Source organism: Pacificibacter sp., assembly GCF_039769035.1.
In the GTDB taxonomy this organism is placed as follows: Bacteria; Pseudomonadota; Alphaproteobacteria; order Rhodobacterales; family Rhodobacteraceae; genus Celeribacter.
In genome coordinates this window covers 1-25118 of sequence record NZ_JBDMZG010000036.1, presented here as the reverse complement: position 1 = coordinate 25118, position 25118 = coordinate 1, and the positions used below count along the sequence as shown (strand labels likewise).

The window sequence follows — 25118 nt, the reverse complement described above, 5'->3', positions numbered from 1 at the left end:
ACGATCTTGGCGGTGGTGTCGCCCACACGTTCCATGTCGGCTTTGATACGCGCATGGGCTGCTTTGAGTTCCAAGATATGTCCGTGGATATCGCCGATTGCATAAATGCGCATGTTCTAAACCTTTGTCATGTGAGCGGTGTTGGGTGCATAAAAAGCGAAGGGCCGCCGGAATGTCCAGCGGCCCATAGCAGTTCTCATAAGAATGTTTTGTAAATATTACGCTTTGAAGTGCAGCGGGCGTACGTGTTTGAACAGGCCGCTGTCTTTAAGAGCATTCACAGTTGTTTCTTTGATCGGTGTATCCAAGAAGGTCACAGCAATCGCGTCACCACCTGGGGCTGCGCGACCCAATGTGAAGTTCGCGATGTTTTCATCGTGCTCAGCCAAAAGCGTGCCGAGTTTACCAAGGATACCAGGAACGTCTGTATTGGTGGTGTAGAGCATGTGCTCGCCAACTTCTGCGTCGATGGTGATGCCTTTGATCTGGATGAAACGTGGCTTGCCGTCTGAGAACACAGTGCCCGCAATGGTGCGGTGCTTTTCGACAGTTTGGATGTCGAGCTTGATGTAGCCGTCAAACACGCCTGCTGCGTCTTGTGTTGTTTTAGAAATCTGGATGCCGCGCTCTTTGGCGATCACTGGTGCAGAAACCATGTTCACGTCAGGGTTTGACGCTTGCATGATGCCAGCCACAACAGCCGCTTCCAAAGCTTTCAGGTTCATCTCAGAGGCAACACCGTCGAATGTGACGTTGATTTCTTTGATCGCTTCATCTGTCACTTGACCGATGAAAGAGCCGAGGTTTTCCGCCAAAGTGACCCATGGGCCCATGATTTTGGCTTCTTCTGCAGACATGGATGGCATGTTCAACGCGTTCTCAACAGCGCCGTCGAGCAAGTAGTTGGACATTTGCTCAGCCACTTGCAAAGCCACGTTTTCTTGAGCCTCAGAAGTAGAGGCGCCCAAGTGCGGTGTGCAAACAACATTTGGCAGACCGAACAGAACGTTTTCTTTGGCAGGCTCAACAGCGAATACGTCCAAAGCCGCACCAGCGACGTGACCGGACTTCAGCAACTCAGCCAATGCTTCTTCGTCGACCAAACCACCACGGGCACAGTTGATGATGCGCACGCCTTTTTTGGTTTTCGCCAAGTTTTCAGCAGACAAGATGTTGCGTGTGCTGTCAGTGAGCGGCACGTGCAAAGTGATGAAGTCAGCGCGACCCAACAGATCTTCAAGCTCAACTTTTTCAACACCCATTTCAACAGCGCGTTCAGCAGACAAGAAGGGATCGTATGCGATCACTTTCATTTTCAGGCCACGTGCGCGGTCACATACGATGCCACCGATGTTGCCTGCGCCGATGACGCCGAGTGTTTTCGCTGTGAGCTCAACACCCATGAATTTGGACTTTTCCCATTTGCCTTCGTGCGTAGAGGCAGAAGCTTCTGGGATTTGACGCGCAACAGCGAACATCATCGCGATGGCGTGCTCGGCAGTTGTGATCATGTTGCCGAATGGCGTGTTCATAACGATCACGCCTTTTTTAGAAGACGCTTCTTTGTCGACGTTGTCTGTGCCGATGCCTGCGCGACCAACCACTTTAAGGTTTGTGGCGTGCTCCAAAAGGCTTGGTGTCACTTTGGTGGCAGAGCGGATCGCAAGACCGTCGTATTTGCCGATTACGGCAGCAAGGGCTTCTTTGTCTTTGCCGAGCGCTGGTTCGAAATCTACTTCGATGCCGCGGTCACGGAAAATCTGAACAGCTGTTTCAGAAAGGCTATCGGATACGAGAACTTTGGGTGCCATGATATGAGGCTCCTACATTATATGAATTCTGATTTGGGAAAAAGGCGACCAGGGCCATTGGCCGCCTTTGAATTGTCCTGCAAGCTATGCGGCGCACCGCGATAGCTTATTGTGCAGCGATCTCTGCTTCGAACGCCCATTCGAGCCAAGGCAAAAGCGCCTCGATATCGGACGTCTCGACCGTGCCGCCACACCAAATGCGCAAGCCAGCTGGCGCGTCACGGTAAGCACCGATGTCCAATGCAACACCTTCAGCTTCCAGACGTTTTGCAACGGCTTTGGCGAATGCTGCACCGTCTTGGATGCGCTCATCTGTGAACTTCAAGCAAACAGATGTTGTGGATGCGATGGCTGGATCAGACGCTAGGTTTGCGATCCAAGGCTTGGCGTCGCAGAAGTTCCAAATCGCTGTCGCGTTGGCCGTGGCGCGGTCGATCATGCCTTTCAGGCCGCCAACAGATTTCGCCCAGTCAAGCGCCACAAGGTAGTCTTCCACAGCCAGCATAGAAGGCGTGTTGATGGTCGCGCCGGTAAAGATACCGTCGATCAACTTGCCGCCTTTGGTCATGCGGAAGATTTTCGGCAGTGGCCATGCAGGTGTGTAGGATTCAAGACGCGCAACAGCACGTGGAGACAAAACGATCACGCCGTGTGCCGCTTCGCCGCCCAAGGCTTTTTGCCAAGAGAACGTGGTGACGTCGAGTTTGTCCCAATCGAGATCCATCGCGAAGACAGCGGATGTCGCGTCACAGATGGTCAGACCTTCGCGGTCCGCAGGGATCGCATCCGCATTTGGAAGGCGCACGCCAGATGTGGTGCCGTTCCAAGTGAAGACAACGTCAGTGTTAAAGTCGATGTCTGCGAAATCAACGATGTCGCCGTAGTCGGCTGTTTTCACGTCGGCGTCGATTTTGAGTTGTTTGACAACATCAGAAACCCAGCCAGCGCCAAAGCTTTCCCATGCAACCATGGTCGCTTTGCGTTCGCCCAAAAGGGACCACAACGCCATTTCAACTGCGCCCGTGTCAGAGCCAGGAACGATGCCGATTTTGTAATCTGCAGGGATGCCCAAAACGTCGCGGGTGTTTTCGATCGCGTCTTTGAGCTTGGTCTTGCCAACAGCTGCGCGGTGCGAGCGGCCAAGAGGCGCATCAGCAAGCAGGTCGAGCGAGAATGTAGGGATTTTGGCACAGGGGCCAGATGAAAAACGCGGGTTAGCCGGCCGCGTGGCCGGAGCTTCGATAGCCATTGCTGGTATCCTTCCAGATATAAGCCTCTCGTTGGGGAGAGGTGTCCCGCCGCTGCGTTTATGCCTGTTTTTTGATTCATGCAATGACATTTTGCGCACCTGTGCGTTTTCGCGCACCCGTGGTGAGGCAAAGTTGAACAGCGGCGCGAAATCGAAGCTAGTTTACGGCGCTGGTGTAGGCAGCCTTTAGGTTTTCCACGCCCTCTGATGTCGCAGGGCCCGATGTTTTCCAAAGGACTTCGCCGTCTGGGCGCACCAAAAGCACGCGGATATTCTCACGCCCCGAAAACCCAAGGGGTTCGTTAATTGAGCGCGGGCTTTCATACAGCGTAATGGTGCGCGCACGCAAAGACGTGGCGGTGATGCCAGAGCGCATGCCGTTATCGACGAAAGATTTGATCATTTTGGTCGCTGTGCCCACGACTGGCAGTTCGACAAACTCTGGACCGGTATCTGGATCAAGTTCCAGCGCAGCAACCCAGCTGTCAACGGCGGGCTGTTGGTTGCGTTTATAGGCAATGAACACGATGGTTGGGTCGCCTGGAAACTCTGCGGGAATGGTGTGGGTCTTGCCGTTCAGGTCTTCGGAGGTGAACGACGGAAAGCTGTCCGCAATTGCTGAGGTTGAGAAGAGACTGACGATAAGGCAAAGAGTGGATAGGAGGCGCATGGTATGTTCCTTTTGTTATGTAGGATACGTTTGGGCGGGCCACTTAGATCACAGACTTGGCACAGCGCGTCAGTCATGCGATAGGGTTGCCAACGCAAAACACTCGGATTCCTCACATGTATATTGTCACGCTTTTGACCTCTCCTGCCAAACCATCTTTGTCTCGTGAAGCTGTGGAAGCTTTGCGCAATGCGTGGGGTGGCGGCGATGCGCAGTGGCTGTCCGTGGGCGAGGCGGCAGAATTTGTCATCGAGCGAGCACCGGCGAACGGACCACAGGTTTGGGAGGCGCTGCAGGCAGAAGGCATCGACATGGTGATCCAGCCCACTGAAGGTCGCCGCAAAAAGATGCTTCTGGCCGATATGGACAGCACCATGATCCAACAAGAATGCATCGATGAATTGGCGGCTGAGGCCGGAGTGGGCGCCCGTGTCGCTGAGATCACGGCCAAAGCCATGAATGGTGAATTGGATTTTGAGGGTGCGATCGACGAACGCGTCGGCCTTTTGAAGGATCTGCCTGAAGAGATTATCGATCAGGTTTTGAACACACGGATTGATTACATGCCTGGCGGTAAGGCGCTTGTTCAAACCATGAAGGCGAACGGCGGCTATGCGGCGCTTGTGTCAGGTGGTTTCACGGCATTTACCGCGAAAGTAGCGGGTGAGCTCGGCTTTGACGAAAACCGCGCCAATACTCTTGAGATTGCGGATGGCAAACTCACAGGCCGCGTGGTGCGCCCGATCCTTGGACGTGAAGCCAAATTGGATGCACTTGAAGAGATCACAAAAACACTTGGAATTGAGCACGCAGACGTCCTCGCGGTTGGCGACGGTATGAACGATTTGTTGATGCTTGCGAATGCGGGAACAGGCGTGGCCTTGCACGGCAAACCCGCACTTCAGGCGGAATGCGACGTGCGTATCAACCACGGTGATCTGACCGCTTTGCTCTATATCCAAGGCTACGCCAAGTCTGAGTTCGCCTAAGTGTTTGAGCTTTCCCCCGATCTTGTCCTGATCTTGATGGCGGCGGCTTTTGTCGCGGGGTTCGTCGACTCGATCGCGGGCGGCGGCGGGTTGATCACTGTGCCGGCTTTGATGCTGGCGGGCGTGCCGCCGATCACCGCGCTGGCGACCAATAAGGTCCAAGGGTTGTTTGGTGCGGGTATGGCCGCGATCACCTATGCGCGCGCTGGGCATGTGGATTTGCGCAAACAGATGCTGCCCGCTGCACTATCGTTTCTGGGGGCAGCTTTGGGTGCGGTTTTGGCCAGCCATTTGCCCACGGACGTGATCCGCATTGGCTTGCCATTTTTGCTCATCGCGATTGCTTTGTTCTTTGCCTTCAAACCGGGCTTGAACGACACTGACAAAACCCAGCGCATAAAGCCTTTGGTCTTTACCGCCACATTGGTGCCTGTCGTTGGTTTTTATGACGGATTGCTCGGGCCAGGCACGGGTGCGTTCTTTATGATCGGGTTTGTCACGCTAGCGGGGTACGGCATTTTGAAAGCCACGGCGCACACAAAGCTGTTGAACTTCGCATCCAATGTTGGCGGGCTATTTGGTTTTGTTTTGGTCGCCAAACCTTTGTGGCTGCTTGGTCTTGCCATGGGTGTCGCGCAAATCGCGGGGGCGTATTTGGGGTCTCGTTTGGCCACGCGCGTTGGCGCTAAGCTGATCAAACCCGTTCTGGTCGCCGCCTCAACCGCACTAGCCTTGCGGCTTTTGTGGGACTGGTTTTGATCCATTCAGCGTCTTTGGAGCCTGTTTCAGCGAATTTCTGCCAAGAGACCTTTCACAAATCGCGTAGAGTGCGTTAGTGTACGCTCAGATGTTGAAAACAGGCCGAATTTGCCTTTAAGTCGTGCAATAGACGGCACAGGTGAAATGACACAGGCCGCGTTAGACAGAGGCAGCGAGAATTCCATGAGCTTTTCATTCCACAAATTATTTCTAGGTACTGTCTTTGCCGTCGCCGCAGTTGGCGTTCAGGCACAAGAAAGCACCAATAAAGTGAGCAACAACACGGATTGGTACGTCTTTGAAGAGACCCAGCCATCCAAGCAATGTTGGGCGGTGTCCAAGCCAAAAGAAACTGTGAATACAGACAGTTCTGGGCGGATCAAATCTGTGACGCGTTCCGAGATTTTGTTGTTTGTGTCCTATGCACTTTCTGCTGGCGTCAAAGGACAGGTTTCGTTCTTGGGCGGCTACCCGTTCGCGCCCGGTTCCGAAGTTAAACTTGAAATCGGCAGCTCTGAATTTTCGTTGTTTGTTGACGACGAAACTGCATGGGCGGCAACCGCCGAAGAGGATGCACGCATTGTCGCTGCGATGAAGCGCGGTGCGGAAGCGAAGATCACTGGTCGCTCTGCACGCGGCACCATCACCAAAGATACGTTTTCTTTGCTCGGATTTACTGCATCTGTTGAAGATGCGGCCAAGCGCTGTAGCTCTTAAATCCAGCTCAAATCTGTTGCAAAAGGCTCCCGTTCGGGGGCCTTTTTTCATTTGGCTTTCAAGATGGCCAAGAATCTTGTACGAGAGCAGCTTCACCAGCCGAAAAAGAGACCTGCCATGCAACCCGCCGCACCAATCACTCAGGATGTCCTCACCATCCCACGCAAAGACCCAGTGGGCGACAAGATCAATTTGGTTGGTCTTACGCGCGAGAAACTGCGCGAAGTGTTGATCGAAAATGGCACGCCCGAAAAGCAGGCCAAAATGCGTGTGGGGCAAATCTGGCAATGGATTTACGGCTGGGGTGTGCGCGATTTCGACGAGATGACCAATCTGTCGAAATCCCTGCGCGAAGATTTGAAAGCCGCCTTTGTGGTCGCCGTGCCCGAGGTGGTGACCAAACAAGTGTCCGAAGACGGCACACGCAAATATCTCGTGCGTATCGCAGGTGGGCATGAGGTCGAGGTGGTCTATATCCCTGAAACAGATCGCGGCACTTTGTGTGTGTCTTCGCAAGTCGGCTGCACGCTGACCTGTTCTTTCTGTCACACGGGCACGCAAAAATTGGTGCGCAATCTCACAGCGGGCGAAATCATCGGCCAAGTGATGGTGGCGCGGGATGATCTGGGCGAATGGCCAGAGCAGGGCGCGAAAAATACCGAAACACGCCTGTTGTCCAACATCGTTTTGATGGGCATGGGCGAGCCTTTGTACAACTTTGAAAACGTGCGCGATGCGATGAATATCGCCATGGATCCTGAGGGCATTCAGCTGTCGCGTCGTCGTATCACTTTGTCAACATCTGGCGTCGTACCTGAGATCGCGCGGACCGCCGAAGAGATCGGCTGTCAATTGGCGATTTCATTCCATGCGACCACCGACGAGGTGCGCAATAAGTTGGTGCCTATCAACAAACGCTGGCCGATCGAAACGTTAATCGAAGCTCTGCGCGCTTATCCGCGTGTGTCCAATTCCGAGCGTATCACCTTTGAATACGTGATGTTGAAGGGCGTGAATGACAGCGACGAAGATGCGCATCGCTTGGTTGAGCTGATCAAAGGCATTCCTGCCAAGATCAACCTTATTCCGTTCAACGAATGGCCCGGTGCGCCGTACAAGCGCTCAAGCAACAACCGCATTCGCGCCTTTTCCGACATCGTTCACAACGCGGGCTACGCCTCTCCTGTGCGCAAGCCGCGTGGTGAAGACATCATGGCAGCCTGCGGTCAGCTCAAATCAGAGACTGAGCGGGCTCGCAAATCACGCAAACAGATTGAATCTGAAGCGGGCATATAGGCCGCTAACTTCAAATTAACCAGGCCTGAGCAAACCTTGGGTATGGATTGGTTAAAGTTCAGAATCGATGAAGACCTCGCCCGCTCTGGTCAGCGGCCAAGCACGCGCCCCGAAAGGCCGATTGGCGCCTACATTCGCGAAGCAGTGCTTAGGGTTGGTCAACTGTACTACCCTGCGCTGACGTATTCTGGCCCGCGCAAGCCCTTAGGTCTGCGCATGTATCTGTCATTTGATTTTGTCGCGGCACATGATTGGGGTGATTTGCAAGACCGCCTGCGTGCCAAAGGGTATGAATTGGCTGAATGTGGCGCCGAACTTTTGCTGTGCACAGCCGATGGTGAATGCCTGTGTGAGACGGCCCAGATCGGTTATCCCCATGCTGTATTGATGGATCAATTCGGCGCGTCATTTCCATATCTCGCCACGCGTCATTGAGATCGCCGCAATTAAGTCAAAAAATCTTTGAACTTTAATGATAATTCAACACCGGTGGCGCAGGGTGACCGTATGGAAAAAATTACAGTTCTACTCCCCGAAAGCACCGTCGACATGTTGCGCCTTTTGGCTGATGAAACGGATCAGAAAATTGATGAAGTCATCCACGAAATGGCTCTAGAACGCTACATGTCTCACGCATTGAGCGGGGCGGCCCTTGGCGGTTACAGCGCTGGGCCCATGCCTTCCACGACACGCCCGCAATAAACGGTCTGTTGGCGCGTCTGGACGTCATTCGGCGACACTTGCGTTTGTGAGGTAACGATTGGACTACGCTGTGAAAGCCGCGATCAAGTGATCCCAAACTGCCGCGACCTTGGGGCTGTGACGCACAGCTTTTGGGGCAGCGATCCACAAAGGCAGTGGTTGTAGCGACAAATTGGGCAACACCTGTTCAAGCGTGCTGTCGCGCCGTGCAACTTGCGCTTGCCCAAATCCGATGCCACATCCTGCGCGTACCAGCTCCCAATAGGTCGATTGGCTGTCACACCGTGTTGCAAAATTTTCTGGTGCGACGTCCCAACCAAAGTCTCGCATCGTTCGAATGATCAAATCATTTCGATCATATCCAACAAGATCGTGCTGCAATAGGTCATTGGGATGTTGCGGTCGCCCAAAGTGGTCGAGATACGATTTAGTCGCAAAAGCGCCTAACTCAATTTCCGACAGATGGCGCGCAACGATATCAAGTTGATCGGGGCGATACATGCGCAGCGCAATATCTGCATCGCGATACAGCAGGTTTTCAGTCGCGTCCGAGGGCACGAGTTCGATCTGAATGTTTGGTTCCAGACGGCGCAAATCGGCGAGGATGCTGGGCAGAACGTAGTGCGCAACATAGACAGACGCGGCCAGCCGAACCGTTCCAGATTTATTGGCCTCAGCGCCCGTTGCTGCCATGGACAGCTTGCCTGCGGCTTCCATCATTTGTTGCGCGAAAGGCAATAAACGCGCGCCGTCGTCTGTCAGTTCCATCCCTTTAGGTCGTCGCGCAAAAAGCGTGACGCCGAGGTTGTCTTGAAGCATCTGTATCTGCCTTCCAACGGTGGGTTGGCTGGTTTGCAAGCTGCGCGCTGCAGACGACAAAGATCCGCCCTCCGCCACGGCGACAAAGGCGCGAATGAAGGTCCAGTCTAGCGAATTTAGGCGTTTATCCATTCAATTATGAATACCCAATATAAGAATTGATGCAATTTAATTTCACATCAGAATATCACATGTTCACTCCAGACAGCAAATGGAGAGACACATGACACAGACAGTTCTTATTCTTGGGGCGAGCGGCAAAATCGGCCAACACGCAAGTCACGCATTTTCACAGGCGGGCTGGAAGGTGCGCCTTTACGATCGCAAACAAGGCAACATGACCGCACAAGCGCAGGGCGCGGATGTTATTGTCAACGGATTGAACCCGCCCAATTATCACAATTGGGCAAAGATCATTCCTGAAATCACTGCACAGGTGATTCAGGCAGCAAAAGTGAACAATGCCACGGTCATCTTTCCCGCGAATGTTTACAATTTTGGTGAGCAGTCCGGCGTTTGGGACGAAAACACCCCGCACCAGCCAAGCACGCGCAAAGGCAAGATCCGCGAGGATGCGGAACGCGCTTACAAAGCCTCGGGCGTGCAAACGATTCTATTGCGCGCGGGTGATTTCATTGATCCGAGCGAAGGCGCAGAGGATGTGTTGCGGCTGGTTGTGTTGCGGGCGATTAAGAAGGGCAAGCTGACCCTGCCGGGTGCTGCGCATGTATCGCACGCCTATTGTTACCTTCCCGATTGGGCGCGCGCAGCAGTTCAGCTGGCCGATAAACGTGCTGAATTGTCCCGCTTTGAAGACATCCCTCTTGGCGGTTACGACTTTACCTTGGCGGAATTGAAATCGGAGTTGGAAGAGGCAACAGGTGCCACGCTGAAAACCACAAAGTTTCCATGGTGGGTGTTCAAGCGCTTGAGCCCGTTTTGGGAGCTTGCGCGGGAATTGTCGGAAATGCGGTATCTTTGGGACGTGTCACATGGGCTTGGCACCGAGAAGTTTGACCAAATCTTGCCAGATTTTCAGCGCACAGATCTGAGCGCAGTGATGCGTGCCTCATTGCCGCGCGAGGTCTACCCAAACAAGGCCGTGGCGGAACAACGCGCCCTCATCGCCCATCACGGATGACCAAGCGACCCCTGTATCGATCACTTTGAGATCGGCCGAGGGCAACACATAGTCCACGCGTAAGTTGCCGGGTGTCGGATCATCCCAATCCGCAGTGTCCAGCGCCGCATCGCCAACGTGTTCTGGGTTGGCGATGCTTTGCGCTTGTGTGGAACGGGGTTTGGCGTCTTGCAGCCTTGGGTCTGCCAAGAGGTTTTGCATCTCGGCGCTGTGCCCGTCACCATCGCTTGGGTCCAAATTGGCGTCACCGATAATGATAAATGGGGGCTTGGGCGCGGTGGCGTCGAGCCGCCCATCCAAATAGTGTCGCCAAAGGGCGATCTCATCCGCATTGCGCCATCCGTTGCGGTCTTCAGGGCCATCAAATGCAGGCGTTGTTGCGTAGAAAGCCAATAGATTTACAGGTGTGTCGCCCCACAAAATTGGCACGTCCCAATGACTGTTGGACGACAGACGCAGGACATCGAGATCGGCGTCATCGTAAAAGTCCTTTGGCAAACGGGCGTCGGGCAAATCACGCCAAAGCAGGGTTGAGAAATCACGGATGTTGCCTGCATCAATGGGCAGGCGTGACAGCAAGGCCAAGCCGCCTTGTCCGTGAAAGTCGCCAAAGGACTGTGCATCTTGCGGGGCACCCAAACGGCCGTTTTTGTCCAAATCTCTACCGGTGGGCGCACCAGCGTTGCCAAGCTGGGTGAGCACATGTGGGTACGCGGTGCCAGCTTGAGCCAAAGCATCAACAAAAGCACCGATGGTGTGACCCTCAAAATCAGTATCAATGCCAGTCAACAGCAGGACGTCAGGGTGCAGGTTTTGGATATGGGCGATCGCGGCAGCAACCTGCGCATCGGTGCCAGACAGAATGTTGTGTAGCAAAACACCAGGGCCCTTGCGCGACATTTCCACATTCCATGTCGCCACCCGCACGACATCTTGGGCATGTGCCCAAAGGGGCGCGACGCATTGCAGCACGCCGAATATCAGCGTCACACATATTGTTCGGCACGTGCGGTCAATCATGGATCACGCCTGTACTTTTCCACGCGGTATAAATGGGCGTGACACCGAAGTTAGCTGCACATTTTGTCATGTTTCGTCCTAATGTATGCCTCACCGTATCCCTCTCGAAAACCTTTGTCGCCCACAATTGATGTCGATGTCAGAAGGACCTAAGATGCGTTTAAAACCACAACGCGATATTGATTTAGCTCATGGTGCCGGCGTTCCAAAGATGGTGAGTGATCTTAACGATCGCAGCACTCACAGGACATGCCATGCACCAAGCGCTTTCAATTGATCAAGCCGTCGAGATGATCCCCAACGGGGCGTCTATTATGCTGTCGGGTTTTATGGGAAGCGGCACGCCGGACGCGATCGTCCGCGCATTGGCGGCGTCTGGGAAGGGCGGTTTTACGCTTTTGTCCAATGACGCGGCGCGGCCCAATTCGGGCCCTGGTCCGCTGTTCAAAGCGAGATGCGTTAGCAAGTTGATTTGTAGCCACATGGGGCTGAATCCTGATGTGCAGGCGCAATATGCTGCGGGCACGTTGGAGGTCGAATTGGTGCCGCAGGGTACATTTGTGGAACGGATTCGTGCGGCGGGCGTGGGGCTTGGGGGTATTTTGACCCCGACAGGTGTGGGCACTCTCGTGGAACATGGCAAGAAAGTCATCGAGGTTGAGGGGCGAAAATACTTGCTTGAGACACCGCTGCACGCCGATTTTGCGTTGATCGCTGCGCGCACCTGCGATTACGCCGGAAACCTGAGTTACATGCTGACCGCGACGAACTTTAACCCAATTATGGCGATGGCTGGCGACGTGGTGATTTGCGAACCCGAAGAAATTGTACCCGTGGGGATTATTCCGCCGGACGCCGTCAATACGCCCGGTGTGTTGGTCGATCACGTCATCAAGAAGTCGGTTTGAGGAGCAGCGCAATGGACCCGAAAGAACTTATCGCGCGCCGCGTCGCCGCAGAAATCAAACCTAAAACCTTGGTGAACCTTGGCATCGGCATTCCCACGTTGGTCTCTGATCATCTGCGTGAGGATCTTGGAGTTTTCTTTCAGGCTGAAAACGGCGTTGTCGGCATGGGGCATCGCCCGCCTGAGGGCATGACCGACCGACATCTCACCGACGCTGGCGGTGCATTTGTGTCTGCCGTTCCGGGGGCTGCGACCTGCGATAGTGCTATATCTTTTGGACTTATTCGCGGTGGGCATTTGGATGTGACAGTCCTTGGCGCATTGCAAGTTGATGAAGCGGGACAGTTGGCCAATTGGACCATTCCGGGTCAGTTCACACCCGGCATGGGCGGCGCGATGGATTTGGTCACGGGGGCGAAGAAGGTCATCATCGCCATGCGGCACACCGCCAAGGGCGCGCCCAAAATTGTGCCGGTTTGCACGTTGCCACTGACATCTCAGCGGCGCGTGGATTTGATCGTGACGGAGATGGCAGTGATCAAGCCCTGCGATGATGGGCTGCATCTGTTGGAGCGGGCGCCAAATGTGTCGGTGGACAGTATTTTGGCAGCAACTGAGGCCAAGTTAATCTATTCTGGCGATGTGCCTGAAATGGATTTGAGCGGTAGTATTTAGGGCGGAAACGAAAAACGGCGACCCGATGGGCCGCCGCATTTCAAAATTAGTGCGTTGGGTTTAGACCCAAGGGCGCTCTTGCTGCATCGACGCTTCGAATGTGTCGATAGAAGCTTTTTTCGCCATGGTCAGACCGATGTCATCGAGACCTTCAAGCAAGCAATGCTTTTTGTGCGCATCAACGTCAAACGCGAACTCTTGGCCATCGGAAGTTGTGACGACTTGCGCCTCAAGATCGATGGTCATGCGTGCGTTTGACCCTTTTTCAGCGTCTGCCATCAAGACGTCCATGACCTCTTGCGGCATTAGGATCGGCAAGATGCCGTTCTTAAAGCTGTTGTTGTAAAAGATGTCCGCGAAGGATGTAGAGATAATGCATTTGATGCCAAAATCCGCAATCGCCCAAGGCGCGTGTTCGCGAGAAGAGCCACAGCCGAAGTTATCGCCAGCGATCAAGATCTCAGCGTTGCGGTACTGAGGCTTGTTGAGAACGAAATCTTCGATCTCTGTGCCGTCACGGTTGAACCGCATCTCATCAAACAGGTTCTTGCCAAAGCCTGTACGGGCGATGGATTTCAAGAACACCTTTGGGATGATCATGTCAGTGTCGATGTTAACGAGTGGCATCGGCGCCGCAACGCCAGTGATTTTTTGAAACTTTTCCATTGTGCCTCTCCTTACATCAATTCACGCACATCGGTCAGGCGACCGGTGAGTGCTGCTGCGGCAGCCATGCCTGGGCTGACCAAGTGGGTGCGACCTTTGTAGCCTTGGCGGCCTTCAAAGTTGCGGTTGGATGTGGATGCACAACGCTCGCCCTCGGCCAATTGGTCAGGGTTCATCGCGAGACACATAGAACAGCCTGCCATACGCCATTCAAAACCAGCGTCTTTGAAAATCTGCGCCAAGCCTTCTTCTTCGGCTTGCGCACGGACCAGACCAGAACCGGGTACGATCATCGCACGCATGCCGTCTTTGATCTTTTTGCCTTTGAGGATCTCAGCAGCAGCGCGCAAATCTTCGATACGACCGTTGGTGCAAGAGCCGATAAAGACGGTGTCGATTTCGATGTCTGTCAATTTCTGACCAGGCTTCAAGCCCATGTATTCCATTGAACGACGCGCCGCGTCGACTTTACCACCTTCAAAGCTTTCAGGTGCTGGAACAACGCCAGTGATCGGCAGAACGTCTTCTGGGGATGTGCCCCAAGTCACAACAGGCTGAATGTCTTCGCCTTTGAGTGTCACAACTTTGTCGAAGTGTGCGCCATCGTCAGAGTAGAGCGTTTTCCACCAAGCCAAAGCTGCGTCCCACTGTTCGCCAGTTGGCGCATGTGGGCGACCTTTGACGTATGCGTATGTGGTCTCGTCAGGTGCGATCAAGCCAGCGCGTGCGCCGCCTTCAATTGCCATATTACAAACCGTCATGCGGCCTTCCATGGACAAATCGCGGATCGCTTCACCACAGTATTCGATCACGTAACCTGTACCACCACCGGTGCCAGTTTCGCCGATCACAGCCAATGTGATGTCTTTCGCAGTCACACCGGGCTTCAACTTGCCAGTGATTTCCACTTTCATGTTCTTGCCCTTACGCTGGATCAGCGTTTGCGTGGCCAGAACGTGCTCAACTTCGGATGTGCCGATGCCGTGCGCAAGCGCGCCGAAAGCGCCGTGTGTCGCAGTGTGGCTGTCGCCACAAACAACAGTCATGCCTGGCAAAGTCCAACCTTGCTCAGGGCCAACGATGTGCACGATACCTTGGCGCACGTCAGACACTGGGTAGTAGTGAATGCCGAATTCTTTCGCATTGGTGTCGAGCGCATTCACTTGGATGCGGCTTTCTTCGGTCATTGTGGCGGGATCAGCGCGGTCCAAAGTTGTTGGAACGTTGTGATCTGGCACAGCAATGGTTTTTTCCGGCGCGCGGACGCCACGACCTGCAAGGCGCAGGCCTTCGAAAGCTTGCGCAGATGTCACTTCGTGAACGAGGTGGCGGTCGATGTACAACAAAGTTGTGCCGTCTTCGGCTTCGTGGGCTACGTGCGCATCCCAGATTTTATCGTAGAGGGTCTTCGGGGCGGTCATGTCGCTCTCCGTGTATTGTAAAAAGAAATTATGGACGTGTTTGTGGCATGCCGATCGGGCACGCGAAAATAGGCCTAGCTCGGTAGTCGAGCAAGCACCGAGAGCGTTGCTCCAAAGAACCGCCAAGGCAGTCGGGCACGATCATCCATATCAAAAACACGTTGCATGGCATGTGACATAGAGGGTTGCATCGAGTCTCGCAAGGGTTTGCGCATGCAATCGACTTGATGCCTGCGCACTGTGTCTTGCTCGCGCGGCAACTGCTGTGCCATGCTGGTGAAAAAGGATCACGTTTTTGGAACCGCTTCAGTTCTCCGACATCCTTGCGACAACAGGCTCGGACGCGCTTGATTTTGTCAAAGGCCTCAGCCGTAAGGGGCAGTTGTATCAAGTATTGATCTTGATCGTCTCTTTGGGGGCCACCTTGCTGGTGTCGCGTGGGGTGCGATCAAAAATGCGGGATTGGATGCGCACGCTGACAGGGCGCCCCAAATGGCAATTGCGCTGGCTTTTGCAAATCGAAAAACGTTTGTGGCTTTTGATTTGGGTGATCGTCCTGTGGGTCGTCTTCAATGTGATGCAAGAGATCACGTGGCCCTCACGGTCCTATTTGATCGGAATTGTCGCGCGACTGGCCACGGCTTGGCTGCTTGTCGGTTTTGCGACGCGCCTCGTTAAAAACCGGTTCTTGCGCCGTATGGTCAGCTGGTTTTTGTGGATCTATTTCACGCTGTATTTCCTTGGCCTTCACACCCGCGCAGCGAATTTTTTAGATTCTATGGCCATCAGTTTCGGTGATTTCAGCCTGTCAGTGCTGGATATTACCAAGGCGTTGATCGTCACGAGCATTCTGTTCGCCTTGGCGCGAACGACCTCAGTGCATGCCACCAAAACCATTCGCGACAACGAAGACATTTCGCCGTCGATGCGGGTTTTGATGGTCAAGGTTTTGCAGGCGGCATTGTACACCGCCGCGATATTTATCGGTTTGAAAGCGGTCGGGTTTGACCTCACGGGGCTCGCGGTGTTGTCAGGCGCCATCGGTGTTGGTTTGGGCTTTGGTCTGCAAAAGGTCGTGTCCAACCTTGTGTCTGGCGTGATCATTTTGTTGGACAAGTCCATCAAACCGGGTGACGTGATTTCACTGGGGGACACCTTTGGCTGGATCAACACTTTGGGCGCGCGCTACGCTTCTGTCGTGACCCGCGATGGCAAAGAATACCTCATTCCGAACGAAGATTTGATCACCAACCAAGTGGTGAATTGGTCGCACACCAATTCGTTTGTACGCCTCGATATCCATTTTGGCACGGCATACGACGATGATCCGCATTTGGTGCGCAAGGTGGCCATTGATGCTGCCAATTCCATTGATCGCATCCACAAAGGCAAACCCACGGTCTGTCATATCGTCGGCTTTGGCGACAGTTCGGTCGATTACGTGCTGCGGTTTTGGATCACAGACCCAACCGGTGGCCTGACAAACGTGCGCGGCGCGGTGTATTTGGCACTTTGGGATGCGTTTAAAGAGAACGATATTTCGATCCCATTCCCGCAGCGTGAGGTCCGTATGCTTGATGAGGGCGTGGAAAAAGGCGATTCTTAGGGCTGTTAGGCCAAAACCCTTTGCTGCGCCCCCTTTCCAAACCCGCCCAGACTATATAGATACGCGCGCTGTACCCCTGAAAACGGGCGAGAATCGAGAGCGTTGAGATCGACCTCTTTGAATGCTAAACTCATCACATGCCAACGTCGGGCTTATGCGGCGCATTATTAAAGGGTCAATCATGACTGACGCGACGACGAATTCATCCGATTCCACATTCGGTGGCAAACAGATGCTCGACTTTATCACTGACCATCTTGAGGCTGAAAAAGCTGAAGACATCGTGACCATCGATCTGAATGGCAAATCTTCCATTGCTGACTACATGGTTGTCTGCTCTGGGCGCTCTGCGCGTCAGGTTGGGTCTTTGGCCGAAAAACTGTCCGCGAGCCTCAAAATCGACCACTCTGTGTTCTCACGGATCGAAGGCAAATCTGCTGGCGATTGGGTGCTTTTGGACGCAGGCGATGTGATTGTTCACATCTTCCGCCCAGAAGTACGCGAGTTCTATCAGCTCGAAAAAATGTGGCTCACATCTGATGAAGCGACTGCTTTGATGTCCGCACGCCCAACGTCCTAAGGGGGCTGCAGCGTGAAGGTTCATATTTGTGCCATGGGGCGGCTGCGAGGTGGCCCCGAGGCAACTTTGATCGACGACTACACCACACGTTTTGATCGCACAGGGCGCGCCCATGGACTTGGGCCCCTCACCATTCACCAGCTTGAAGACAAAAAAGGCGGCGGGATGAAAGTCGAGGCTGAGATCCTCAGCCGTGCCATTCCGAACGGCGCTTTGATTTGCACGATGGATGAGCGCGGCAAGGTGTTGTCCTCTCCTGAGTTTGCTAAAAAGTTGGGTGATTGGCGCGACAACGGGCGTCAAGATGTGGCCTTTGTGATCGGCGGGGCTGACGGCATTGATCCGTCTTTGCGCGCGCGTGCTGACTTTTCAATTTCATTCGGCAAGATGGTCTGGCCCCACATGTTGGCCCGCGCCATGTTGACCGAACAGCTGTACCGCGCGGCCTCGATCTTGGGCGGATCACCGTATCATCGCGTCTGATCGGCGATTTTTCGTCGGTATTTGTCGGTAAAGGTTCACCAAAGCCTTGGCGCACGTTAGAAGGGGCCAAGTGAAATTCTAGGAGCCCCTCATGTCCGCACCCAAACCTGTCGTTCTTTGTATTCTTGATGGCTGGGGACAGCGTGACGAGATTGAAGGCAACGCCCCTGCGCAAGCCAACACACCTGCTTATGATCGTCTCATGTCCACGTGCCCCACGGGCGCTTTGATCACCTTTGGCCCTGATGTGGGATTGCCGTCTGGTCAGATGGGCAACTCAGAAGTCGGCCACACAAATATCGGCGCGGGCCGTGTAGTGGCGATGGACCTTGGGCAAATCGATTTGGCCATTGAAGATGGGTCATTTTTTGACAATGCAGAGATCGTTGCCTTTGCACAGACGCTAAAGAAAACAGGCGGCACTGCACATCTGATGGGTGTGATTTCTGACGGCGGCGTTCATGGCCATATCGTCCACACGCTTGCCGCCGCCAAAGCCATCGCCAGCCACGGCGTGCCGGTTGTGTTGCACGCCATCACAGACGGTCGCGATGTTGCGCCGAAATCTGCTGACAGTTTTATGCCGCAGCTGGTGGACGGCCTGCCCAAGGGCGTGCGTATCGGCACTGTGATTGGACGCTATTTTGCGCTTGATCGCGACAACCGTTGGGAACGCGTGTCCCAAGCCTATGAAGCCATCGTCAATGCAACAGGCATCGAGGCGGCAGACACTGCCGTTGATGCCGTCACCAACGCCTACGCCCGCGATGAAAACGACGAATTCATCAAGGCGACCGTGATTGGCGATTACGCCGGTATCGAAGATGGCGATGGGTTCTTTTGTCTGAATTTCCGCGCGGATCGCGCCCGCGAAATCTTGGCCGCTTTGGGTCAGCCCGATTTCGACGGGTTTGAGACGGATGATCGTCCAGAGTTTGCTGCGATGCTGGGCATGGTCGAGTATTCGACTGATCACAATACATACATGACCACCGCCTACCCGAAAAAGGCGATCGTCAACACGCTCGGCGAATGGGTGGCAAGGCAAGGCAAGCGTCAGTTCCGCTTGGCTGAGACCGAAAAATACCCGCATGTGACGTTCTTTTTGAACGGCGGCAAAGAAGTGCCCGAGGTTGGCGAAGATCGTTTCATGCCGCAATCGCCCAAAGTGGCGACCTATGATTTGCAGCCTGAAATGAGCGCCCCTGAGGTGACAGAGAAGTTCTTGGAAGTCATAGATGCGGGCTATGATTTGATCGTCACCAATTACGCCAACCCCGACATGGTGGGGCACACTGGCGATTTGGGTGCTGCCATGAAGGCGTGCGAAGCGGTTGATGCAGGGCTGGCTCAGGTGATGGATGCATTGGAACGCGTGGGCGGCACGATGATTGTCACGGCCGATCACGGCAATTGCGAGACGATGATTGATCCTGAAACGGGTGGGGCGCACACCGCGCACACCACCAACCTTGTGCCTGTTGCATTGTTCAACGGACCTGAGGGCGCAACCCTGCGCCAAGGGGGGCGGTTGGCTGATTTGGCGCCATCGCTTTTGGATCTAATGGGGCTTGAACAACCTGCAGAGATGACCGGCGAAAGCTTGATCCAGCGATGACGTTTTGGCGGGTCGCAGCACTGGCTTTTGGCATGTGTTCGGCCGTCGCAGCACAGGCCCAAGATCAAAGGCCCGCAGCACTGGCAGAGGCCGCATTGGCGCAATTCGAAGCGGCCCACGTTCAGTTGAATGCGGCCGAAGCGGCCAAGGATCGCGTCGCGGCGCTGACTGGCGTTATTCAAGCCTATGAAAGTGGTTTGGAGGCGATGCGGGCGGGATTGCGCCAAGCCGCGCTGCGCGAAGCGGAAATTGATCAAAAGTTTCAAGCGGAAAGCGCTCAGGTCGCCAATATCCTTGCCACGATGATTGCGCTGCAGCCTGACGCCACGCCTGAGGCTTTGATCCACCCGACAGGTCCGCTTGGGCATGCGCGTGCAGGAATGCTCGCGTCCAGCATCGCGCCCAGTATGCAAGCCCAAGCCGAAGAATTGCGCAGTCAATTGCAAGAAATTACTATTTTGCGCCAACTGCAAGGCGAGGCGTTGAAGGTGCTTGAGACAGGCTTGAAGGACGTTCAAACGGCCCGCACTGAATTGAGTCAAGCAATATCTGAGCGAAACGATTTGCCTCGGCGTTTCGCGGCTGACCCCGAACATGTGCAAGACCTGATCGACAGCTCTGAGACACTTGAATCCTTTGCCTCAAACCTTGCGGTGATGGATGTCGTGAACGGGTTGTCAGATTTGCCAGACTTGGCCTCTGCCAAAGGCACGTGGCCTATGCCTGTCCAAGGGCGCCTCTTGCGCAAGTTTGAAGAAACGGATGCCGCTGGCGTCAGACGCCCAGGTTGGACGGTGGCCGCGCGTCCTTTGTCGCTGGTGACCACGCCGTGGCCCGCCACAATTCGATATCAGGGTGCGTTTCTTAACTACGGAAACGTGATCATTCTTGAACCCGGAAATGACGTATTGTTGGTGATTGCTGGGCTACAAGAGGTGTATGGTGACATCGGATCAGTCATCCCAGCGGGTACGGCTGTTGGATTGATGGCTGGTGCATCGACAGAACTTGATGCTTTTGTCACGAATGCGAAACAAGGGACTGGCGCAGGTCTTACAGAGACGCTTTATATAGAAGTGAGAGAAGGTGGGAAACCTGTGGACCCTGCAATTTGGTTCACACAGTGAGCAACAGATCCATGCACTTGGGTCCCCACGCTGAACACAGACTCCTCAGACGGGTCGAACAGAGGAAAGACGCATGAAGAAATATTTGATGGCAGGCGCAGTTGGCGTTTTGGCGGGCACACTTGTGGCCACACAATTCGCAGGCCCCCTCATCGCGCAAGAAGCTGAGAAAGCACCAAATGTTTACGAGCAGCTTGATCTCTTCGGCGACGTTTTCGAACGCATTCGCGCGCAATATGTGGAAGAAGTGGATGCTGAAAAGCTGATCGAGTCTGCGATCGATGGCATGTTGTCGTCGCTTGATCCACATTCGTCTTACCTGTCGCCAGATGATGCCGCCGCAATGCGGGTTCAGACTTCGGGCTCTTTTGGTGGGCTTGGTATTGAAGTGACCCAAGAAGACGGCTTTGTGAAAGTCGTCGCTCCTATGGATGGTACTCCTGCGGACATCGCCGGCGTGCAAGCGGGCGATTTTATCACGCAAGTGGATGGCGAAAGTGTGATGGGCATGACCCTCAATGACACTGTCGCTTTGATGCGTGGGCCCGTTGGCGAAGAGATTATCATCACCGTCGTGCGTGAAGGCGTTGATGAGCCGTTCGATATTTCGATCATTCGCGATGAAATCAAACTGACTGCTGTGCGCGCGCGCGTCGAAGGCAACTCTGTTGTGCTGCGGGTGACGACCTTTAACGACCAGACATACCCGAACCTCAAAGACGGACTTGAAAAAAGCGTCGAAGAATTGGGCGGGTTTGACAATGTAAACGGCATCGTGATTGACCTGCGCAACAATCCGGGCGGCCTTTTGAACCAAGCGATTATGGTGTCTGACGCCTTCTTGGAAACAGGTGAAATTGTATCGACCCGTGGTCGCGATCTCGATCAAAGCGAACGCATCAACGCGCGCGCCGGCGACTTGGCGAACGGAAAACCAATTGTTGTTTTGATCAACGGTGGCTCTGCGTCTGCGTCTGAAATCGTGGCCGGTGCTTTGCAAGATCACCAGCGCGGCATCGTCGTGGGCACCAAATCTTTCGGCAAAGGCTCCGTGCAAACGGTGATGCCGCTCAGTTCAGATGGCGCGATGCGTTTGACGACTGCGCGCTACTACACGCCGTCTGGCCGTTCAATCCAAGCGCTTGGTGTGTCGCCTGACATCGTTGTTGAGCAACCGCCGCGCAAGCCTGAAACCGATGAGGTGGAAGAGCAGCGCCAGCAGCGCACTGAGGCCGACTTGCGTGGGTCTTTGAACAACGACAGCTTGACCGAAGATGAAATTCTGCAAATCGAAGCTGACCGTGAGAAGGCTGAACTCGCGGCGAAACTGCGCGATGAGGACTTTCAGCTGTCCTATGCCATCGATCTTTTGCACGGCCTTTCTGCCATCAACGGTAAGTAACAAATGCGCAGGGGCGTCATGCCCCTGCCGCCCACGGCGGACCTAAATCTATGACCATTGACCCCAATACTCTTCCGTATCGCGCCTGCGTTGGCGTGATGCTTATCAATCAAAGTGGCGACATTTTTGTGGGCGAGCGCATCGACACGCCTGGTGCTTGGCAAATGCCACAAGGCGGTATCGATAAAGGAGAAGAGCCTGACGTCGCCGCTTTGCGTGAGTTGTGGGAAGAGACGGGCGTTGACCCTGAGCATGTGACATTGCTGGCGCAAACGAGCGATTGGCTGACCTATGATTTGCCAGATCACTTGTTGGGCAAAGTGTGGAAGGGCAAATATCGCGGGCAAAAACAACTGTGGTTCTTGCTGCGCTTTAACAGCACGGATGACAAGATCTCGATTGCTTCAGAGCATCCTGAGTTTTCTCAGTGGAAATGGTCGCCTGCTACGGATTTGGTTGACGAAATCGTGCCGTTCAAAAAGCATATTTACGAGGCCGTGGTGGCAGAGTTTGCACCACATCTGTCGCGCAAACCTTAGTTTTGAGACCACTCCAAACCGTATCTGGTAGCCTTAGCTAACGTTGCAAATGACTCAAGAGTGTTTGCGACGGATACCCATCTGGCGTGACACCGATTGATCGTTGAAAGTCGCGAATGGCGTTGATGGTGTTGGGCCCGATAAGCCCATCTACTTTATCGTCAAGAAAGCCTTTTGCGCGCAATTCGCGCTGCATCTTTTTCTTTTCGTCGAACGATAATGGCTTGTAACCACGTGGCCAGATGCCTTGCAAAGGGGGCTGTCCTGCTAAGCGATCTGACAAATGTCCAACGCCAATGACATAGGCATCCGCTTTGTTGTAACGCTCGATGACGCCGAAATTATCAAAGATCATAAAGGCCACACCCGCAGCGCCTGCGGGCAGCAAAATGGACGCTCTGCCATAGTTTGGGACGGCTTTTCCATCTGTTCCGCGAACACCAATTGCGGCCCAATCTGCTGGCGACCGTTTGGTGTCGCGGCGCGCTTGCGTGTAATCAAACCCAGACGGCAGCTGAACTTCGACCCCCCAAGGTTGGCCTTTGGTCCAGCCGTGCCGCGCCAAATATGCAGCTGTCGAGGCCAATGCATCCGTCGGGTCATTGGCCCAAATATTGCGTTTGCCGTCGCCTGTTCCATCGACTGCAAAGGCCAAAAATGATGTGGGAATAAATTGAGTGTGCCCCATGGCCCCAGCCCAACTGCCCTTCAAATTGCGCGGACTTGTGTCACCTGCTTGAAGGATTTTAAGGGCTGCAATCAATTGCACCTCAAAAAAGCGACCACGGCGCCCATCATAGGCCAAGGTTGCCAAAGCTTGGATCACAGGAATGTCGCCGCGCGTCGCGCCATAAGCGCTTTCAACGCCCCAAATAGCTGCAACCACCTGTTTGTCGACGCCGTAGGTGGATTCGATTTTGTCCAAGACACGCGTGTATTTGCGCATCGCGGACATGCCGTTTTTCACCCGAATAGGTGAGGCGGCACTGTCGAGGTAGTCCCAGATTTGTTTGGTGAATTCAGCTTGATGACGGTCTTTCGCAATCACATCTGCATCGTATGTCACACCACGAAACGCGCGATCCAACGTGGTTTGCGAAATACCTTCGCGTCGGGCGCGTGTTTTGAAGTCAGCGATCCAGCGATCCAGCGCTGCGTCTTGTGAAGATGAAACTTGGTTCATAGTGTGACGCTCCATTTCCACACCTCGATGGGTATAATTTGAGGTCGGGATAGACTGTGACAGCACAGTGTCGGCCCCGAAAATAAGGCCGCAAGCCGCAGAGATGATAAAAGGAAGCCGCATACAAATAACCTCACAACCGCTCCAAGCCTAACGTGTTTCAATCGACTGGGAAAAGCCATTTCGGCATGTATGGCGGTTTGTTGCTAACGCCTTTTGCGTGACACTTTCTTTTTGATTTTATCTTGTTTGGATTTCGCCCGCGCGTGTTTGCGCGCGTTTGGTTTGCCACGTGCGCGGCGGTTGCTGCGTGGCATTTTCATTCCATCAATCGCCAAGATTTCAAGCTCAAGACCGCCGGTCACGGGTGTGGCCTCGGCGATCCGCACGAGGACCTTTTGACCGATCGACAAGGTCAGCCCTGTGTCAGCCCCCATCAAGGTTTGTGTCTCAGAATCGAAATGGAAGAACTCTGCCCCCATTCCGCGTACAGGCGCCAAACCGTCCGCGCCGGTTTCATCCAGCTTGATAAAGGCACCAAAGCTTTGAATGCCAGAGATATGACCCGTCATTTCGTTGCCGATGCGTTCGCTAAGATAGGCCGCCAAGTAGCGATCATTGGTGTCGCGCTCTGCAATCATTGAACGCCGTTCCGTGTCTGAAATTTGCTTCGCGGTCTCCTCAAGCATTTCAATGTCTTGCGGTGTCAATCCATCGTCACCCCAGCCGTGGGCCGAAATCAATGCGCGGTGCACGATCAAATCCGCGTAGCGCCTAATGGGGGACGTGAAGTGCGCATAGGACCGCAGCGCCAGACCAAAGTGCCCATAGTTTTGCGGGTGGTAATAGGCCTGCGTCATGGAGCGCAACGTCGAAATATTAATGAGTTCGCTATGTTCCGTGCCTGCGGCTTGCGACAAAAGGCGGTTAAGGTGTGACGTGTGCAACACCTGACCCTTGGCCAAATTCAGACCCGATCCCAACGCCACTTCGCGCAGCGCATCGAGTTTTTCATCTGATGGCTCTTCATGCACGCGGTACAAAAGCGGGCGGTTTTTGGCGAACAGCTCTTCTGCGGCAGCCACGTTGGCCAGCACCATAAACTCTTCGATCAGCTTGTGCGCATCAAGCCTTTCAGCGATGGCAACAGACGACACTTTCCCATCGTCGCCCAACACGATTTTGCGTTCGGGCAAATCAAGCTCAAGCGGTTGGCGGTCTGCTCGCGCCAATTTCAACGCCTCATAGGCTTCGTAAATCGGGTTTATCACCGTATCCATCAACGGCGCGCAGGCTTCGTTTGGCGCGCCATCGCGCGCGCGCTGAACTTCTTGGTAGTTCAAAGACGCTTTGGAGCGCATTAAGCCTCGTGCAAACTCATGCGACAACTTCGTGCCTTTGCTGTCGATTTTCATGCGCACAGCAAGACAAGGGCGAGGCACACCTTCGTGCAGGGAACACAAATCCCCAGACAAGCGATCCGGCAACATCGGAACGACGCGGTCGGGAAAATAGGTCGAGTTGCCGCGAATGCGCGCTTCTTTGTCCAGCGCAGAACCAGGCGTCACATAGTGCGCAACATCGGCAATCGCCACCCACAGGATGAACCCACCATCATTGGCAGGATCACTGTCGGCCTCGGCCCAAATCGCGTCATCGTGATCTCGGGCATCATGCGGATCAATAGTGACAAGCGGGACATCACGCATATCCTCGCGGCCTTTTCCGGTCGCGGGTT

26 protein-coding genes are annotated in these 25118 nt (G+C 54.3%); 16 read left to right on the top strand and 10 right to left on the bottom strand.

Annotation, left to right across the window (positions count from 1 at the left end; genetic code table 11):
• Positions 1–218: 218 nt before the first annotated feature.
• From serA to ABF287_RS03940, 3 genes are all read right to left on the bottom strand, one after another.
• Positions 219–1811 carry a phosphoglycerate dehydrogenase gene (gene serA, locus ABF287_RS03950; RefSeq protein ID WP_347183722.1) on the bottom strand — a complete coding sequence of 531 codons (1593 nt, stop codon included), beginning with the start codon at positions 1809–1811 and terminating at the stop codon, positions 219–221.
• Between the two features lie 106 nt (positions 1812–1917).
• Positions 1918–3060 carry a phosphoserine transaminase gene (locus ABF287_RS03945; RefSeq protein WP_347183721.1) on the bottom strand — a complete coding sequence of 381 codons (1143 nt, stop codon included), beginning with the start codon at positions 3058–3060 and terminating at the stop codon, positions 1918–1920.
• 157 nt (positions 3061–3217) lie between these two features.
• The gene (locus tag ABF287_RS03940; RefSeq protein WP_347183720.1) at positions 3218–3730 is read right to left on the bottom strand and encodes a hypothetical protein; all 513 of its coding nucleotides are present in this window, start codon (positions 3728–3730) and stop codon (positions 3218–3220) included.
• Positions 3731–3846: 116 nt separating this feature from the next.
• Here ABF287_RS03940 and serB point away from each other — a divergent pair, with 116 nt between their 5' ends.
• Positions 3847–4719 carry a phosphoserine phosphatase SerB gene (gene serB / locus ABF287_RS03935; protein WP_347183719.1) on the top strand — a complete coding sequence of 291 codons (873 nt, stop codon included), beginning with the start codon at positions 3847–3849 and terminating at the stop codon, positions 4717–4719.
• Positions 4720–5478 carry a TSUP family transporter gene (locus tag ABF287_RS03930; RefSeq protein ID WP_347183718.1) on the top strand — a complete coding sequence of 253 codons (759 nt, stop codon included), beginning with the start codon at positions 4720–4722 and terminating at the stop codon, positions 5476–5478.
• A 26-nt stretch (positions 5479–5504) separates the two neighbouring features.
• On the opposite strand, the gene ABF287_RS03925 is transcribed toward ABF287_RS03930, so the two are convergent.
• Positions 5505–5663, bottom strand: coding sequence for a hypothetical protein (locus tag ABF287_RS03925; protein ID WP_347183717.1), 159 nt, complete (start codon positions 5661–5663; stop codon positions 5505–5507).
• Between ABF287_RS03925 and ABF287_RS03920 the strand changes: the two genes are divergently transcribed.
• The 4 genes from ABF287_RS03920 (at position 5662) to ABF287_RS03905 (ending at position 8193) form a co-directional block, all read left to right on the top strand.
• Positions 5662–6195 carry an invasion associated locus B family protein gene (locus ABF287_RS03920; RefSeq protein WP_347183716.1) on the top strand — a complete coding sequence of 178 codons (534 nt, stop codon included), beginning with the start codon at positions 5662–5664 and terminating at the stop codon, positions 6193–6195. The two genes, ABF287_RS03925 and ABF287_RS03920, sit on opposite strands and share 2 nt — an antisense overlap.
• A gap of 117 nt (positions 6196–6312) precedes the next feature.
• The gene (gene rlmN / locus ABF287_RS03915) at positions 6313–7491 is read left to right on the top strand and encodes a 23S rRNA (adenine(2503)-C(2))-methyltransferase RlmN (protein WP_347183715.1); all 1179 of its coding nucleotides are present in this window, start codon (positions 6313–6315) and stop codon (positions 7489–7491) included.
• Between the two features lie 42 nt (positions 7492–7533).
• Positions 7534–7926 (top strand): hypothetical protein, encoded by a 393-nt coding sequence (locus ABF287_RS03910; RefSeq protein WP_347183714.1) that lies wholly within the window; start codon positions 7534–7536, stop codon positions 7924–7926.
• Between the two features lie 72 nt (positions 7927–7998).
• Positions 7999–8193 carry a hypothetical protein gene (locus tag ABF287_RS03905; RefSeq protein ID WP_347183713.1) on the top strand — a complete coding sequence of 65 codons (195 nt, stop codon included), beginning with the start codon at positions 7999–8001 and terminating at the stop codon, positions 8191–8193.
• Between the two features lie 63 nt (positions 8194–8256).
• On the opposite strand, the gene ABF287_RS03900 is transcribed toward ABF287_RS03905, so the two are convergent.
• Positions 8257–9144, bottom strand: coding sequence for a LysR family transcriptional regulator (locus ABF287_RS03900; RefSeq protein WP_347183712.1), 888 nt, complete (start codon positions 9142–9144; stop codon positions 8257–8259).
• Positions 9145–9235: 91 nt separating this feature from the next.
• On the opposite strand from ABF287_RS03900, the gene ABF287_RS03895 reads away from it, so the two are divergent.
• Entirely contained in the window at positions 9236–10153 is a 918-nt protein-coding gene (locus ABF287_RS03895; protein WP_347183711.1) for an epimerase, read from the top strand.
• Here ABF287_RS03895 and ABF287_RS03890 read toward each other — a convergent pair.
• Positions 10082–11173, bottom strand: a complete 1092-nt coding sequence (locus tag ABF287_RS03890) for an endonuclease/exonuclease/phosphatase family protein (protein WP_347183710.1) — start codon at positions 11171–11173, stop codon at positions 10082–10084. The genes ABF287_RS03895 and ABF287_RS03890 overlap by 72 nt on opposite strands.
• Before the next feature lie 254 nt (positions 11174–11427).
• Here ABF287_RS03890 and ABF287_RS03885 point away from each other — a divergent pair, with 254 nt between their 5' ends.
• The gene (locus ABF287_RS03885) at positions 11428–12081 is read left to right on the top strand and encodes a 3-oxoacid CoA-transferase subunit A (protein ID WP_347183724.1); all 654 of its coding nucleotides are present in this window, start codon (positions 11428–11430) and stop codon (positions 12079–12081) included.
• Between the two features lie 11 nt (positions 12082–12092).
• On the top strand, positions 12093–12755 hold the full coding sequence (locus ABF287_RS03880; RefSeq protein WP_347183709.1) for a 3-oxoacid CoA-transferase subunit B: 663 nt from the start codon (positions 12093–12095) through the stop codon (positions 12753–12755).
• Between the two features lie 60 nt (positions 12756–12815).
• Here the strand turns inward: ABF287_RS03880 and leuD are convergent, their stop codons facing one another.
• Both leuD and leuC read right to left on the bottom strand, forming a co-directional pair.
• Positions 12816–13421, bottom strand: a complete 606-nt coding sequence (leuD, locus tag ABF287_RS03875) for a 3-isopropylmalate dehydratase small subunit (RefSeq protein ID WP_347183708.1) — start codon at positions 13419–13421, stop codon at positions 12816–12818.
• Positions 13422–13432: 11 nt separating this feature from the next.
• Positions 13433–14842, bottom strand: coding sequence for a 3-isopropylmalate dehydratase large subunit (leuC, locus tag ABF287_RS03870; protein ID WP_347183707.1), 1410 nt, complete (start codon positions 14840–14842; stop codon positions 13433–13435).
• A 295-nt stretch (positions 14843–15137) separates the two neighbouring features.
• On the opposite strand from leuC, the gene ABF287_RS03865 reads away from it, so the two are divergent.
• From ABF287_RS03865 to ABF287_RS03835, 7 genes are all read left to right on the top strand, one after another.
• On the top strand, positions 15138–16448 hold the full coding sequence (locus ABF287_RS03865) for a mechanosensitive ion channel domain-containing protein (protein ID WP_347183706.1): 1311 nt from the start codon (positions 15138–15140) through the stop codon (positions 16446–16448).
• A 232-nt stretch (positions 16449–16680) separates the two neighbouring features.
• Positions 16681–17028, top strand: coding sequence for a ribosome silencing factor (gene rsfS / locus ABF287_RS03860; protein WP_347183723.1), 348 nt, complete (start codon positions 16681–16683; stop codon positions 17026–17028).
• Positions 17029–17040: 12 nt separating this feature from the next.
• A complete protein-coding gene (gene rlmH, locus ABF287_RS03855; protein ID WP_347183705.1) occupies positions 17041–17511 on the top strand; it encodes a 23S rRNA (pseudouridine(1915)-N(3))-methyltransferase RlmH in 471 nt (156 codons plus the stop codon).
• A 91-nt stretch (positions 17512–17602) separates the two neighbouring features.
• On the top strand, positions 17603–19129 hold the full coding sequence (gene gpmI / locus ABF287_RS03850; RefSeq protein ID WP_347183704.1) for a 2,3-bisphosphoglycerate-independent phosphoglycerate mutase: 1527 nt from the start codon (positions 17603–17605) through the stop codon (positions 19127–19129).
• A complete protein-coding gene (locus ABF287_RS03845) occupies positions 19126–20256 on the top strand; it encodes a peptidase M23 (protein WP_347183703.1) in 1131 nt (376 codons plus the stop codon). The genes gpmI and ABF287_RS03845 overlap by 4 nt, the downstream gene beginning before the upstream one ends.
• A gap of 73 nt (positions 20257–20329) precedes the next feature.
• A complete protein-coding gene (locus ABF287_RS03840; protein WP_347183702.1) occupies positions 20330–21658 on the top strand; it encodes a S41 family peptidase in 1329 nt (442 codons plus the stop codon).
• Positions 21659–21708: 50 nt separating this feature from the next.
• A complete protein-coding gene (locus ABF287_RS03835) occupies positions 21709–22197 on the top strand; it encodes an RNA pyrophosphohydrolase (protein WP_347183701.1) in 489 nt (162 codons plus the stop codon).
• 37 nt (positions 22198–22234) lie between these two features.
• Here the strand turns inward: ABF287_RS03835 and ABF287_RS03830 are convergent, their stop codons facing one another.
• Both ABF287_RS03830 and ABF287_RS03825 read right to left on the bottom strand, forming a co-directional pair.
• Entirely contained in the window at positions 22235–23380 is a 1146-nt protein-coding gene (locus ABF287_RS03830) for a lytic murein transglycosylase (protein WP_347183700.1), read from the bottom strand.
• 206 nt (positions 23381–23586) lie between these two features.
• On the bottom strand, positions 23587–25118 hold a 1532-nt coding region (locus tag ABF287_RS03825), incomplete at its 5' end, for a VacB/RNase II family 3'-5' exoribonuclease (protein ID WP_347183699.1).

What these genes read in the sequence shown, in the direction of transcription:
- serA (WP_347183722.1), bottom strand. Translation starts at nt 1,811, where the DNA reads ATGGCACCCAAAGTTCTCGTATCCGATAGCCTTTCTGAAACAGCTGTT.
- ABF287_RS03945 (WP_347183721.1), bottom strand. Translation starts at nt 3,060, where the DNA reads ATGGCTATCGAAGCTCCGGCCACGCGGCCGGCTAACCCGCGTTTTTCA.
- ABF287_RS03940 (WP_347183720.1), bottom strand. Translation starts at nt 3,730, where the DNA reads ATGCGCCTCCTATCCACTCTTTGCCTTATCGTCAGTCTCTTCTCAACC.
- serB (WP_347183719.1), top strand. Translation starts at nt 3,847, where the DNA reads ATGTATATTGTCACGCTTTTGACCTCTCCTGCCAAACCATCTTTGTCT.
- ABF287_RS03920 (WP_347183716.1), top strand. Translation starts at nt 5,662, where the DNA reads ATGAGCTTTTCATTCCACAAATTATTTCTAGGTACTGTCTTTGCCGTC.
- ABF287_RS03925 (WP_347183717.1), bottom strand. Translation starts at nt 5,663, where the DNA reads ATGGAATTCTCGCTGCCTCTGTCTAACGCGGCCTGTGTCATTTCACCT.
- rlmN (WP_347183715.1), top strand. Translation starts at nt 6,313, where the DNA reads ATGCAACCCGCCGCACCAATCACTCAGGATGTCCTCACCATCCCACGC.
- ABF287_RS03910 (WP_347183714.1), top strand. Translation starts at nt 7,534, where the DNA reads ATGGATTGGTTAAAGTTCAGAATCGATGAAGACCTCGCCCGCTCTGGT.
- ABF287_RS03905 (WP_347183713.1), top strand. Translation starts at nt 7,999, where the DNA reads ATGGAAAAAATTACAGTTCTACTCCCCGAAAGCACCGTCGACATGTTG.
- ABF287_RS03900 (WP_347183712.1), bottom strand. Translation starts at nt 9,144, where the DNA reads ATGGATAAACGCCTAAATTCGCTAGACTGGACCTTCATTCGCGCCTTT.
- ABF287_RS03895 (WP_347183711.1), top strand. Translation starts at nt 9,236, where the DNA reads ATGACACAGACAGTTCTTATTCTTGGGGCGAGCGGCAAAATCGGCCAA.
- ABF287_RS03890 (WP_347183710.1), bottom strand. Translation starts at nt 11,173, where the DNA reads ATGATTGACCGCACGTGCCGAACAATATGTGTGACGCTGATATTCGGC.
- ABF287_RS03885 (WP_347183724.1), top strand. Translation starts at nt 11,428, where the DNA reads ATGCACCAAGCGCTTTCAATTGATCAAGCCGTCGAGATGATCCCCAAC.
- ABF287_RS03880 (WP_347183709.1), top strand. Translation starts at nt 12,093, where the DNA reads ATGGACCCGAAAGAACTTATCGCGCGCCGCGTCGCCGCAGAAATCAAA.
- leuD (WP_347183708.1), bottom strand. Translation starts at nt 13,421, where the DNA reads ATGGAAAAGTTTCAAAAAATCACTGGCGTTGCGGCGCCGATGCCACTC.
- leuC (WP_347183707.1), bottom strand. Translation starts at nt 14,842, where the DNA reads ATGACCGCCCCGAAGACCCTCTACGATAAAATCTGGGATGCGCACGTA.
- rsfS (WP_347183723.1), top strand. Translation starts at nt 16,681, where the DNA reads ATGCTCGACTTTATCACTGACCATCTTGAGGCTGAAAAAGCTGAAGAC.
- gpmI (WP_347183704.1), top strand. Translation starts at nt 17,603, where the DNA reads ATGTCCGCACCCAAACCTGTCGTTCTTTGTATTCTTGATGGCTGGGGA.
- ABF287_RS03845 (WP_347183703.1), top strand. Translation starts at nt 19,126, where the DNA reads ATGACGTTTTGGCGGGTCGCAGCACTGGCTTTTGGCATGTGTTCGGCC.
- ABF287_RS03840 (WP_347183702.1), top strand. Translation starts at nt 20,330, where the DNA reads ATGAAGAAATATTTGATGGCAGGCGCAGTTGGCGTTTTGGCGGGCACA.
- ABF287_RS03835 (WP_347183701.1), top strand. Translation starts at nt 21,709, where the DNA reads ATGACCATTGACCCCAATACTCTTCCGTATCGCGCCTGCGTTGGCGTG.
- ABF287_RS03830 (WP_347183700.1), bottom strand. Translation starts at nt 23,380, where the DNA reads ATGAACCAAGTTTCATCTTCACAAGACGCAGCGCTGGATCGCTGGATC.